Genomic DNA, 12052 nt, shown 5'->3' with positions numbered 1-12052 from the left:
GCGGGGCCATAGCATGGGATGGACGATCTCGCCCTTGCGTTCCGGCCGATATGGGACGAACATCCCTGCTTCCAAGCGACCGGCTTCATCAAGAGAGACGGATGGATTGGAGGAGAGCCAGGATGAGCGGCTGTTACACCCGGGCCATCGCGCTCGTCGGACCCGCCGGGGCGGGCAAGACCAGCCTTGCCGAAGCGATGCTGTTCATAGCTGGCGCGATCCCGCGCCAGGGATCGGTTCAGGCGGGAAACAGCACGGGCGACGCCAGCCCGGAGGCGCGCGAACGGGGCAGTTCCACCGAACTCAACCTGATGCATTTCGAATGGATGGGCGACCGGTTCGCGCTGATCGACGTGCCCGGCGCGCCGGGCTTCGCCGCGGATGGGGCATCTGCGCTCGACATGGCCGACCTTGCCGTCGTGGTGATCGATCCCGATCCCGAGCGCGCCGCGCTGGCCCAGCCGGTGCTGCGCAGGCTGGAGGGCGCGGGCATCCCGCACGCCTTGTTCGTCAACAAGATCGATCAGGCGCGGGGCAGCATAGAGGACCTGTTGACGGCGCTCGCGCCGATGAGCGCCGCCGCCCTGGTGGCGCGCCAGATCCCGATCCGCGCCGGGGAACGAGTCGCGGGCTTCGTCGACCTCGCGCTGGAGCGCGCCTATCATTATGAGACGGGCAGGAAATCGCAGCAGGTCGCGCTCGCCCCGCATGTGAAGGACGATGAAAGCGCGGCGCGTTTCCACATGCTGGAACAATTGGCCGACCATGACGACCTGTTGCTCGAACAATTGCTGTCCGACGAACAGCCCAGCCTGGAAACCGTCTTTGCCGATCTGGCGCGGGAGACCGCCAGCGGCCTGATCGTCCCGGTGCTGTTCGGTTCCGCCTCCAACGGTTTCGGCATCCGACGGCTGTTGAAGATGCTGCGCCATGACACGCCCGCGCCCGCCCGGACGGCGGAGCGACTGGCGATCAGGGGCGAAGCGGCGCAGATCTTCAAAATCTCCCACGCGGCGACGGTCGGCCGGCTGGCGCTGGCCCGCATCTTCGGCGGCGCACTTGCCGACGGGGCGGAGATGGCCGACGGCAAGGGGCGGCCATTAAGGCCCGGCGGATTGTTCGCGATCCAGGGCATGGCGACGGCGAAGATCCCGGCGGCCGAAGCCGGCTCCATCGTCGGCATCGCCAAGGTCGAGGCCGTTCAGGCAGGCGAGCTGATCGGCATGGCCGGCACGGCCCCGCAGCCCGGCCTGCCGGTGGAGAAGAGGGCGGCGAACTGCGCGCTGGCGATCGCGGCGAAGGACCATAAGGACGAGGTGCGGCTTTCCACCGCCCTCAACCGGCTGGCCGAAGAGGATGCCGGGCTGCACTGGGACCAGGATGAAGGTTCGCGGGAGACCCTGCTGCACGGCATGAGCGAGGACCATCTCGCCGTCGCAATCGACCGGCTGAAGCGGCGTTACGGCGTCGCCGTGTCCGTTCAGGCGCCGACGATTGCCTATCGCGAATCGATCCGCAAGGCCGTGACCCAGCGTGGCCGCCACAAGAAGCAATCCGGCGGCCATGGCCAGTTCGGGGACGTCGTGCTGGAAGTCCGTCCTCTCGAACGGGGCGAAGGCGTGCGTTTCGAGGAACGGATCACTGGCGGCGCGGTGCCCCGGCAATATATTCCGGCGGTCGAGAAGGGCGTGATCGACGCCGTCGCAAGGGGGCCGCTCGGCTTTCCCGTCGTGGATGTCTGCGCGGTGCTGGTGGATGGATCGTTCCACAGCGTCGACAGTTCCGAACTCGCCTTCCGCACCGCCGGGCGCATCGCCATGGCCGACGCCCTGGCGGCGGCGTCACCCTATCTGCTGGAACCGGTCGCCCATGTGACGATCATGAGTCCGGGCGCCGCCACGTCCCGCATCACATCCGCCATTGCGAGCCGCCGGGGCCAGATGTTGCGGATGACGACGCGGGACGGCTGGCACCATTGGGACGTGCTGGAGGTCCTCCTCCCTGAGGCTGGGTTGCAGGGGCTGGAAGCCGAGATCCGCTCGATGAGCCAGGGCATGGCGCATTATGAGGCGCATTTCGATCATCTGGCGTAGGTCAATGCGAAGCTGGCCGACAGCATCGTGCAGCGGGCGAAGGAGCCGGCTTAGAGCCAATCGACATTCAGATGATGACGAGCCGAAAATGGCGGTTTTACGTCGAAGTTCACAGTGTACGCGCACGCGTGCCAGCGCGCGCGTATGCGAAGGCGGGATTTTGATCGGACGTTTCAAAAAGGGACGCGAGATAGCGCGGCAGGGACGGAATAGGACAGGCCGAATGGGCCCTGTTGGAGAAATAGGATGTTTTTGGAGGAAGCTGTTGCGGTTGGGTGCGCATTTGAGGATGGCCGCGCGCAGACGCAATGGGAACGGGCCTAGGCTCAGGACCCAAAGCGGCGGTCCGGCGCGCCTGCGATCAGGCCGGGCTGAGCCCCTTCACCACGAAGGGCAGGCATTCCCCGTCCGGGTCGGTCAGGGTCAGATAGGCGCCCGGATGGATGGCATGCGCGTCCAGCCGATAGATTTTCTCGTCATCCGCCTCCCCCGGCTCATAGGACAGCGCCCAGCCATGCCGGGTGTGCAGCAGCGTACCGTGCCGGTCCGGCTCATTGGGCCAGAACCGCCGCGCCGTCGCCAGTTCGGGATGGATGCGATATTCCCTTTCGTCGATCACGCCGCCGCTGCCGAGCGGCAGGCGCAGGACATAGCTTCGCGCTGCCGATCCGTTGGGAAAGGCCGGCGTCCGGGCAAGTTCAAGGCGTATGGTCGTCCAACTCATGACCATTGCAATCGGATTCCGCGGCGGAAAGAGATATAAGGATTATTCCTGATGGCGACCGCGCCGGGGCAGTCCTAGCCAGAGGGTGAAGAGACGCTTGCCGGGAGACAGACGATGAAATCGGTCCTGCTGCACATTCATGAAGATCATGGCGCGGAAAGCCGCTTGCAGGCGGCCTGCGATCTCGCCCGCGCATCGGGCGCGCATATCCATTGCGTGCAGGTGACCGCCATGCCGGATTTCGTGGCGGCCGACATGTATGGCGGCGCGTCCATGGCCCCCGCGATGATGGCGGAGCTTTACGACATCGATGAAAAGGCGCGAATGCGCACCGAGGATCGGCTGCGCCGCGAGGACGTGAGCTGGGACTGGCGCCATGTGGAGGGCGATGTCGTCCATGGCCTGCTGTCCGCCGCGACGCTGACCGACGGCATGATCGTCACGCTGCCGTCCGGGCCGCGCCGGGAATTCGCCGACCCGCTGCATCTGGCCGCCGATCTGGCGCTGGCCGGGCGGGTTCCCGTGATCGCCGTGCCGCAGGAGGCGAAGTCCTTTCCGGTGACGGGCCGCGCCGTCGTGGCGTGGGAGGGCTCGCAGGAAGCCTCCGCCGCGCTGCGCCTGTCCGTGCCGCTGCTGAAGCTGGCGGAGGAGGTGCATGTCGTGACGGTCGAGGAAGCGGGCAAATATCCCTTCCCCGCGACCGACGCGCCCGAATATCTGGCCCGCCATGGCATCAAATGCCAGTTCCATAGCTGGCCGCAGGATGGCCGGACCGTCGAAGCGGCACTGAAGGCTGCGGTCGGCACGCTGAAGCCGGACTGGGTGGTGATGGGCGCCTTCGGCCATAGCCGGCTCAGGGAAATGGTGTTCGGCGGCGTCACCCGCGCCATGTTGCGCGAGATACATGTTCCGCTCTTGCTGGCGCACTGAAGCCACGGCATGGTGGGAGCATGGCGGTAGCGGACGATGAGACGGAAGGCTTGACGCAGCGCGAGCACAGCCTGGAACAGGCGCTGCTCGGCTCGATCCTGGCGACCGTGCCGGACGCGCTGATCGTCATCGACATGCACGGGCAGATCGTGTCCTTCAGCGCGGCGGCCCAGCGCATGTTCCAATATGCCGAAAGCGATGTACTGGGCGAGAATATCTCGATGCTGATGCCCTCCCCCGACCGGGAGAGGCATGACGGCTATATCGGCCATTATCTGTCCACGGGCGAAAAGCGGATCATCGGCATCGGCCGCCTGACCAGCGCGCGGCGGCGGGACGGGTCGACCTTTCCCATCGAACTGTCTGTGGGCGAGGTGCAGGACGAGGGGCGGCGGCTGTTCACCGGCTTCATCCGCGACCTGACCGAGAGCCAGCAGGCCGAGCGGCGCGTGGCGGACCTGCAGGCGGAACTGGCCCATGCGGGCCGCGTGACGGCGATGGGCACGCTGGCGTCGGCCCTTGCGCATGAACTCAACCAGCCGTTGACCGCCATCGCCAATTATCTGGAGGCGGGGCGCGACATGCTCGACGCCGAGGGTCCGGTGGACCGCGATCTGCTGCGCGAGGCGATGGCGGAAAGCGCGGCCCAGGCGCTGCGCGCGGGGGAGATCATCCGGTCCCTGCGCGAGTTCATCAAGCGCGGCGAGACGATGCGGCAACCCGAACCCCTGCGCCTGTTGCTGGCGGAGGGGGCGGCGCTGGCCTTCATCGGCGTCGACAGCCGGGGCCTCGATATGGACATCAGCGTCGATCCGCGCGTCGACAAGGTGCTGGTCAACCGGGTGCAGTTGCAGCAGGTCATCATCAACCTCACCAAGAACGCCGTGGAGGCGATGGCCGGCAGCCCGGCGCGCATCCTGCGCCTGTCCGCCATCCCCGGCGAAAACGGCAGGGTCGAGGTGATCGTTGCGGACAGCGGGCCGGGGCTCGCGCCGGAGATGTCACGCACCCTCTTCACCCCGTTCACCACCACCAAGCCATCCGGCATGGGCGTCGGCCTGTCGATCAGCCAGACCATCGTCGAGGGTCATGGCGGGCGCATCTGGGCCGGACCGTCGCAATGGGGCGGCACGGCCTTCCACTTCACCCTGGACGCAGCGGACTAGAGCATTTTGAAGTCGGCCGGCACGGCTGACGGGCTTGCAAAATGCGGCCAACAAGAAGGACCATAGCATGAGCGAGCCATTCCCCATCTATGTCGTGGACGATGACGAGGCGATCCGGCGGTCATTGTCCTTCATGCTGAAGACGAGCGGTTTCGCGGTGAAGCTGTTCGACGGCGGCCTGCCCTTTCTGAAGGAGGCTGCCGACCTGGAGCCGGGCTGCGTGCTGCTGGACGTGCGGATGCCCGACATGGACGGGCTGGCGGTGCAGCGCGAGCTGCGGGCGCGGGGCATCATGCTGCCCGTGGTGATCATGACGGGCCATGGCGACATCGACATGGCGGTGACGGCGATGAAGGCGGGCGCGAGCGACTTCATCGAAAAACCGTTCGAGAAGGCAGCGTTGCTGGGCTGCGTCGATGCCGCGCGGCGGGTGGCCGTGGCCGACCGTGGCGCGAGCGCGCGGGCGGACGATGCGCGGGCGCGGCTCAACATCCTGACGGAGCGGGAGCGCGAGGTGCTGGACGGGCTGGTGGAAGGGCTGCCCAACAAGACCATCGCCTATGACCTGGGGATCAGCCCGCGCACGGTGGAAATCCACCGCGCCAACCTGATGCAGAAGCTGGAGGTGAAAAGCCTGGCCGAAGCGCTGAGGATCGCCTTCCATGCGGGAGCGGAGAAGGACGAGGCGTAGATCGGGCTGGCGCCCGGCATGGCCCCGGCCGAAAACCGTCAGCCCGTCAATATCGCCCATGCCAGCAGGATACAGCCCATGCCCGCCGCCACGGAGACCATGCGGCCCCAAGGCAGCAGCTTCTCCAACGCCACCAGCAGCGTCAGCAAAGCGATCCAGGCCAGGTTCATGGTCCCGCCCACGAACAACAGCGTCATCAGCATCCAGCAGCAGCCGACGCACCAGGCGCCGTGGATCATCCCCATGCGGAAAGCGCCGGTCCATCCCGGCCGATAGTGGCGGCTGAGGAATTGCGCGGGATTGCGGCACTGGCGCAGGCAGGCGTCCTTCCATGGGCTGATCTGATAGGCCCCCGCCCCGATCAGGAGCGCGGCCGCCAACGGGCGGCTGGATGTCGCCATCGCCATGGGGGACAGCATCGCCATTGTGGCCAAGCGCCACTGCGCCAGCGTGGCTGTCAGGGAGAAAAAGCCCCAGACCAGCAGATAGCCCAGGGTGAAGCTCTCCGTCGCGGGGCGCGTGGAGGCGGGTGCGGCGCGAGCGTAGAGGAGGACCATCGGCGCGGCGGAGGGGAGCATCATCGCGATCATCATCACCCACCACATGGCGAACGTCACGACGAACTGCGCGGCGGTCCATGGCATGTCGCCGGGCATCATCATCGCCAGCATCGGGTCTTCCGCCAAGCCGGCCGGAAGCAGGGAGGCGGTCGGCGCCATGCCCATGCCCGCGCCCGAAAGCAGCCAGCCCCAGGCCACAAGGATCAGCACCGCAAGCGCGACAAGCGAAATCAAGCGGTGCCGGGCGAGCACCGCGCTAAATGCCGGCACCGTCAGCCCCTGACGACGCCGTGGCTGTCGAGGTGGAGATAGGCGAACTGGCCGTAGCTCGCCGCATGGTCGAGCCGCATCGGCGCAATCGAGCGGCTGGCGCCGGAGCCGACCTCCGCCACTTCATATTCGAAGCCGTCGGGCAAGTGGATCTGGGCGCGGATTTCCGATCCGTCCACCGGGCTGCGGATCGGTTCGCCGTCCATTTCCAGATGGCCCGGGATGCGCAGGCGGCCCTTGCGTCCTTCCACGTCGACCTCAAAATCGACAGGAACGAAGCTGGGTTCATGCATGGTGGCGATGGTGGAAGCGAAGACGGCGAAGACCGTCGCCATCGGAGCGGTGTCGCCGCCGGTCATGATCGTCAGCAGGGCATTGCGCTGCGCTTCCGTCGCCCGTTCGTCGACGAAGGCGGCACATTCCCCCTGCCCTTCATGGATCGGGCCGGGCCAGCGGAAGACCGCGGCGATATTGAGGCCCGACAGGTCGGTACTGCCGTGGCGCCCCTCATCGATGGCGAAGCCGAAGGCGGCCTGGCAATGCCCCTTGTCGGGCAGGCCGCCGAACTGGCAGTTGCAGCCATATTCACAGTTGCAGTTGGCGAATTCGCGGCCCTTGAGCATCCAGTAGACCATGGTCCGACTCCCCTGACAGCCGGAAGACCATAGCAGATTCACGCGGCCGCGTCGCGCTTTCGGCGGAAGGGATAGAGGAATTGCGCGCGATAGCCCTGGGGCACCTGTTCGGGCACGCCATAGCCGGTCGGCCATGCGCTGTCGGGCAGATGGTGGGTGCCGAACAGGCGGTCCAGCAAAGGGAAGTGGATCGCGAAATTCTTGTCGACCGCGACCTCCTCTATCGCATGATGCCAGTGGTGGAAGCGCGGCGTCGCGACGATGCGGCCGAGGCGGTTGAAGTCGCCGCGCAGATTGGCGTGGAGCAGCGAGGAGTAGATGTAGACGAAGCCGATATAGGCCTGCATCACCGATGGCGAAAAGCCGAAGGTGAGCAGCGGCAGTGATGTCACGCCGCGCAGGGCGATGATCTCGAAGAAATGCATGCGCGCGCCGGCGAGCCAATCCATGGACCTGGCCGAATGGTGCACGGCATGGAAACCCCAAAGGAAGGGGATGCGGTGGAAGGCGCGATGGAACCAATATTGGACGAAATCGGTCAGCAGCACCACTTCCAGGAACTGGAGCGGCCAGGGCTGGCCAGCGATCATGGCGCGGATGCCTGCGAGGCCGGCGGTGTTGGCGTTGATGAAGCTGGACGGCGCCAGCGCGAGGAAAGTGATGAGCTGCACCATCATCGAGCTGATCAGATAATAGAACAGGTCCTCCCGCCATTCCTGTCGGAACAGGCGCTGCTGCGCCCTATGTGGGAAGAGGCGCTCGATGGGGGCGAACATCAGGCCGGTGGCGACCATGTTGACGGCGAAGAAATCGACGCCGAAGAACACGCCCCAATCATGGGTCTCACGCGGCTGGACTTCCGCTCCGCCCAGCAGGGTGGCGAGCAGCGCGACGATGAGCGCGGTGACGCCGATCGCTTTGCGTGTACGCAAAAGCAGGCTGAGCAATGCCAGGGCATAGCCGCCGATCAGCAGCGCATGGACCATGGGACGCAGCCCGCCCCATGCATGCAGCGCCGCCAGTTCGGGCGTCGAAAACCAGTCGGGCCAGCGTAGCGCCATGACCAGACAGAGCCCGGTGATGCTGAGCAACAGCGCGAAGAAGCCGGAGAACCAACCGCTGCCGAGGCGCCGCACGGCAAGGGGCGATTGCAGGTCGCGTTCCAGACTGTCGAACCAGTTTGCCATGATATGTCCCCTTTACCTCCGGCTTGCCCCGCCTGCCGTGCCTGCTGCCTATGTTAAAGCTTCGCCCCTGCCGCCCTCAAGCTTTCCTTGACCCGCGCGGTGGCCATTTCGAGAGGGGCCGTCTCGCCCAAAAGGGCGAAGCTGCCGTTGAGCGCGAAGGTGCAATGGCCATGCACCGTCGCCACCAGCGAGCGGGCAAGGCGCGGTGCCACGTCCTTCGCATCCGGCGGCAGGACAGCCGCGACTTCGCGCACGACGACCTCCGTAAGGCCGGCGCGCTGCCGGGCATAATCATCCGGCATGGGCACGCCAGGCGGCAGGCGATGGTCGTAGATCGCCATCCAGATGTTCGTGTTTTCCGATGCGAAGCGGAAATAGCCCTCCACCAGCGCGGCGATCCTGTCCTGCGGCCGGCTGGCGAGGCGCTGTTCCAGAAAGGCGGCCCAGAGGTCGAAGGTACGTGTGTTGATGGCGACGATCAGCCGGTCATAGCTGCCGAAGACATTGTAGAGCGTGCCCACCGAATAGCCGATGCGCTTCGCCACCTCCCGCGAGGAGAATTTGGCGAAACCGGACTCGGCCATGTGGCGATGGCCTTCCTCCAGGATGAGCGCCTCCAGTTGTTCGCGGCTATGGTCGGATCGTCTGCCCATGGACAAGCGGATAGAAGATCAATTGAACGCTGTCGAATTATTTTATTGAACAGTGTGTAATTTTTGGGTAGCTGAGACTCCATTGGCTGGGTTTGCAGGGGTTCGACTCATGCTTGTGACGCTGGTTCTGCTGGCTTTCGGAGTGATGCTGTTCGACATGCGCGGGCGGTTGAAGGCGGCCGAGCATAGGTTGGCGCTGCTGGAAGGGGGGATTGGAGACGCGCCCTTCCCCGCTCGCTACCGGCGCGCCGACGGGGATGGAGATGACGATGCCGGGGTGAAGACGGCGGCGCCCGCAAGCGTCGTGGAGCGGCGGGTTGCCATAGACACCGCTCCGCCATACCCCATACCTGCGGTCGTGATCGACCGTCGATCCAGCGAAGGCGGGACTCACTCTCCTGCGCGGTCCGCTTCGGATGAGGTTCGGGAGATCGATGCCCCCTTTTCCCCGGATGACGGGGAAAAGGGGGAAGGCATCGATATGGCAGCCGAGCGCCCGGCCCGCCCCTCCTTCAGCTTCGAGGACCTGTTCGGCCGCCGCCTTCCGATCTGGGCGGGCGGGGTGACGCTCGCCGTGGCTGGCGTGCTGCTGGTCAAATATTCGATCGATGCAGGGCTGCTCGCGCCGCTGGTGCGAGTGGTTCTGGGACTGCTGTTCGGCGGAGCGCTGATCGGCGGGGCCGAGGCGGCGTTGCGGCTGGAGGATCGGGTCCGTGACGCGCGGGTGCGGCAGGCGCTGGCGGGTGCGGGGTTGGCGACGCTCTATGCCGCGATCCTGGCGGCGCACATGCTGTATGGGCTGGTCGGGCCGGGCACTGCCTTTGCGGGGCTTGCGGGCGTGACGGGGCTGGCCATGGCGCTGTCGCTGCGCTTTGGCGCGCCGAGTGCGCTGCTGGGGCTGGTCGGCGGTCTGGCGGCGCCCGCCCTGGTCGAGGCGGGGCAGCCCAATGTGCCCCTACTAAGCTGTTATCTCGCGCTGGCGGTCGGTGGGCTATGCGTGCTGTCGCGCACCCAGCGCTGGATGTGGCTGGGGGTGAGCGCGCTGGTCGGCGGGGCCGGCTGGGGCGTCGTCATGCTGGCGATGGGCGCGCTGGATTGGGCATCGTCGCTGTCGGTCGGGTTGCTGGTGCTGATGCTGGGGATGGCATTGCCGGTCCTGGCCTTTTCCGGAACGCGGGCCGCGCTGCTGCGCATGGGCGCGGCCGTGGTGGCGGCGGGCCAGATGGCGGCGCTGGTGGCGACGGGCGGCTTCGGCCTGCTGCAATGGGGATTGTTCGGGCTGCTGTCGCTCATGCTGGTGTGGCTGGGGCGGGACGCGGCCTTGCGGCCGCTGGCGGCGATCGGCGCCGGTGTCGCGCTGCTGCTGGCGGCGGTGTGGCCGCAGCCGGAAATGGGTCGCTTCGCCCTGGTGATGCTGGGCATGGTGGCGATTTATGGCGGCGCGGCCCTGCTGCGGGTCTGGCGCGGCGCTTTGGTCGAGGCGGGACAGATCGCAGGACTGGCGCTGGGTGGATTTGCCGTCGCGTTGGGGCAATGCTGGCGGGTCGGGCTGGACGGGGAATTCGCCCTGCTGGCGCTGGCCGCCGCCGGATTGCCGGGCGCGGCCATGGCGATGGGCTGGCGATGCGGGACGCGGCGGGAGGATGCGCGCTTCGTGACGCTGGCGAGCGCCGCGGCGCTGCTGCTGGTGGTGGCCGGCGGGCTGGGGCTGCCGGAGTGGAGTCTGGCCATGGTGATCGCTGCGGTTGCAGCCGCGCTGCTGAGGTTGGCGGCGCTGGCGGAGGACCGGCGGGTCGAATGGAGCGGCTGGGGCTTCGCCTTCGGCGCGCTGGTGGTTCTGGCCGGATCGGACGATGTCGTCCGGCTGTGGGGAGAGGCGGCGGATGAGCCGGGCTGGCAGGGCGTGATGCGTTGGGCTGCGGGAGCGGCAATGGCGGCGCTGTTCGCCTGGCGGGCGCGCTTTGCCGAGGGGCGGATGGTCGCGCAGGGCGTGGCGGTGCTGCTCGCCTATGGGGCCGTGGCGCAGACGGTGCCGGCGCTCTGGGTGCCGGTGGGACTCGCGCTGGGGCTGGCCATGCTGGCGGAAGGAGCGCGGCGGCTGGCCGTCGGGCGAATGGCGCCCGCCCTGGGGGTGGCCTTGGCGCTGGTGGCGCTATGGGCGGCCTGGCCCCTGGGAATCTGGCTGGGCCGGGTTTTGCTGTCGCTGGTGGGTGAACCCGTGCTGGTGCGGGACTTGCCCGGAATAGGCGAGGTGGCGCGGCGGATCGCCTTGCCGGCGATGGCGCTGGGCCTTGCCCTGTGGCGGGGCGGTTCCGCCGTGGATGCGGTCGGGCGGCGGATCGGCTGCTGTGTCGCGGCGGTGCTTGGCGGAGTGGCGGCGCATGTCGCATTCAAGCAGCTTTTCGCTTTGGGGAGCCTGGCGGAGGTGACGCGCCTCGCCCTGGCGGAGCGCACGCTTTGGGAGGCTGTGCTGATGGGCCTGGGTTTCGTTGCGTTGCGGGGCCGGATCGCGCTGGCCCGATTCCATCCGTTGCGGAAAGCCGGGGAGAATGTGGAGCGCGCGGTCGGGACATGCCTCATCGCGGCGGGATTGGGGCATTTGCTGGTTTATTCGGTGGTGCTGCATAATCCGCTCTGGTTTCCGCAGGCGGTGGGGCGTTGGCCCCTCCTCAATCTGCTGCCGGTGGTGCTGGCCCTTGCCTTCGTGGCGCTGAAGGTGGCGGATGGCTGGTCACGGCGGATGGCGGATGGCGTGCGGATGGCCTTGATCGCGCTGTTCGGCGTGGCGCTGCTGCGGCAGCTTTTCGTCGGATCGCTGCTGACCGTGCGCGGAGTAGGCCAGGTGGAGGATATTCTCCGTTCGGTGCTCGCATTGGCGCTCGCCATCGGCTTCCTGCTCTGGGGCATCCGCGGGCAGGCGCAGGCCGCAAACGCCAGGGACTGGCGCATCGCTTCGCTGCTGCTGATGCTGTTCGCCGTGGCCAAGGTGTTCCTGTTCGATGCGTCCGGGCTGACCGGGCTGCTGCGGATCGCATCCTTCCTTGCCCTGGGCTTCAGCCTCATCGGCATCGGATGGCTCTATAATCGCCTGTTGCGGGAGCCGGTTAACAACTCCGCGACTATTGCTGCATAATGCGTGAAGG

At 67.0% G+C, this 12052-nt stretch carries 10 protein-coding genes; 5 read left to right on the top strand and 5 right to left on the bottom strand.

What is annotated here, in order from left to right:
• The first annotated feature begins 122 nt into the window (after positions 1 to 122).
• Positions 123 to 2093: an elongation factor G gene (locus tag H5V43_RS16620; RefSeq protein WP_052816678.1), complete on the top strand. Its 1971-nt coding sequence runs from the start codon at positions 123 to 125 to the stop codon at positions 2091 to 2093.
• A gap of 361 nt (positions 2094 to 2454) precedes the next feature.
• Here H5V43_RS16620 and H5V43_RS16615 read toward each other — a convergent pair whose 3' ends face one another.
• A complete protein-coding gene (locus H5V43_RS16615) occupies positions 2455 to 2817 on the bottom strand; it encodes a hypothetical protein (RefSeq protein ID WP_025548473.1) in 363 nt (120 codons plus the stop codon).
• Positions 2818 to 2931: 114 nt separating this feature from the next.
• On the opposite strand from H5V43_RS16615, the gene H5V43_RS16610 reads away from it, so the two are divergent.
• The 3 genes from H5V43_RS16610 (at position 2932) to fixJ (ending at position 5604) form a co-directional block, all read left to right on the top strand.
• Positions 2932 to 3747, top strand: coding sequence for a universal stress protein (locus H5V43_RS16610; RefSeq protein WP_025548471.1), 816 nt, complete (start codon positions 2932 to 2934; stop codon positions 3745 to 3747).
• A gap of 20 nt (positions 3748 to 3767) precedes the next feature.
• Positions 3768 to 4913, top strand: coding sequence for a sensor histidine kinase (locus H5V43_RS16605; protein ID WP_025548469.1), 1146 nt, complete (start codon positions 3768 to 3770; stop codon positions 4911 to 4913).
• Positions 4914 to 4980: 67 nt separating this feature from the next.
• On the top strand, positions 4981 to 5604 hold the full coding sequence (fixJ, locus tag H5V43_RS16600; RefSeq protein ID WP_025548467.1) for a response regulator FixJ: 624 nt from the start codon (positions 4981 to 4983) through the stop codon (positions 5602 to 5604).
• A 38-nt stretch (positions 5605 to 5642) separates the two neighbouring features.
• Here the strand turns inward: fixJ and H5V43_RS16595 are convergent, their stop codons facing one another.
• From H5V43_RS16595 to H5V43_RS16580, 4 genes are read right to left on the bottom strand one after another with little or no spacing between them, the layout of a single operon-like run.
• Positions 5643 to 6434, bottom strand: a complete 792-nt coding sequence (locus H5V43_RS16595; protein ID WP_025548466.1) for a DUF2182 domain-containing protein — start codon at positions 6432 to 6434, stop codon at positions 5643 to 5645.
• A 2-nt stretch (positions 6435 to 6436) separates the two neighbouring features.
• Entirely contained in the window at positions 6437 to 7069 is a 633-nt protein-coding gene (locus tag H5V43_RS16590) for a DUF1326 domain-containing protein (protein ID WP_025548464.1), read from the bottom strand.
• A 38-nt stretch (positions 7070 to 7107) separates the two neighbouring features.
• The gene (locus tag H5V43_RS16585) at positions 7108 to 8256 is read right to left on the bottom strand and encodes a sterol desaturase family protein (RefSeq protein WP_025548463.1); all 1149 of its coding nucleotides are present in this window, start codon (positions 8254 to 8256) and stop codon (positions 7108 to 7110) included.
• 53 nt (positions 8257 to 8309) lie between these two features.
• Positions 8310 to 8909: a TetR/AcrR family transcriptional regulator gene (locus tag H5V43_RS16580; protein ID WP_025548462.1), complete on the bottom strand. Its 600-nt coding sequence runs from the start codon at positions 8907 to 8909 to the stop codon at positions 8310 to 8312.
• A gap of 109 nt (positions 8910 to 9018) precedes the next feature.
• On the opposite strand from H5V43_RS16580, the gene H5V43_RS16575 reads away from it, so the two are divergent.
• Positions 9019 to 12042: a DUF2339 domain-containing protein gene (locus H5V43_RS16575; RefSeq protein WP_193666842.1), complete on the top strand. Its 3024-nt coding sequence runs from the start codon at positions 9019 to 9021 to the stop codon at positions 12040 to 12042.
• Positions 12043 to 12052: the final 10 nt, after the last annotated feature.

Origin of the sequence: Sphingobium fuliginis, assembly GCF_015074805.1 — a bacterium.
GTDB classification, from domain to species: domain Bacteria; phylum Pseudomonadota; class Alphaproteobacteria; order Sphingomonadales; family Sphingomonadaceae; genus Sphingobium; species Sphingobium fuliginis.
The sequence above is the reverse complement of the archived record's forward strand: the minus strand, read 5'-3'. Positions and strand labels throughout refer to the sequence as shown.

Excerpts from the sequence above, each read along its gene's own strand:
- H5V43_RS16590 (WP_025548464.1), bottom strand. The coding sequence starts at position 7,069 with ATGGTCTACTGGATGCTCAAGGGCCGCGAATTCGCCAACTGCAACTGT.
- H5V43_RS16580 (WP_025548462.1), bottom strand. The coding sequence starts at position 8,909 with ATGGGCAGACGATCCGACCATAGCCGCGAACAACTGGAGGCGCTCATC.
- H5V43_RS16575 (WP_193666842.1), top strand. The coding sequence starts at position 9,019 with ATGCTTGTGACGCTGGTTCTGCTGGCTTTCGGAGTGATGCTGTTCGAC.
- H5V43_RS16615 (WP_025548473.1), bottom strand. The coding sequence starts at position 2,817 with ATGAGTTGGACGACCATACGCCTTGAACTTGCCCGGACGCCGGCCTTT.
- fixJ (WP_025548467.1), top strand. The coding sequence starts at position 4,981 with ATGAGCGAGCCATTCCCCATCTATGTCGTGGACGATGACGAGGCGATC.
- H5V43_RS16610 (WP_025548471.1), top strand. The coding sequence starts at position 2,932 with ATGAAATCGGTCCTGCTGCACATTCATGAAGATCATGGCGCGGAAAGC.
- H5V43_RS16620 (WP_052816678.1), top strand. The coding sequence starts at position 123 with ATGAGCGGCTGTTACACCCGGGCCATCGCGCTCGTCGGACCCGCCGGG.
- H5V43_RS16605 (WP_025548469.1), top strand. The coding sequence starts at position 3,768 with ATGGCGGTAGCGGACGATGAGACGGAAGGCTTGACGCAGCGCGAGCAC.
- H5V43_RS16585 (WP_025548463.1), bottom strand. The coding sequence starts at position 8,256 with ATGGCAAACTGGTTCGACAGTCTGGAACGCGACCTGCAATCGCCCCTT.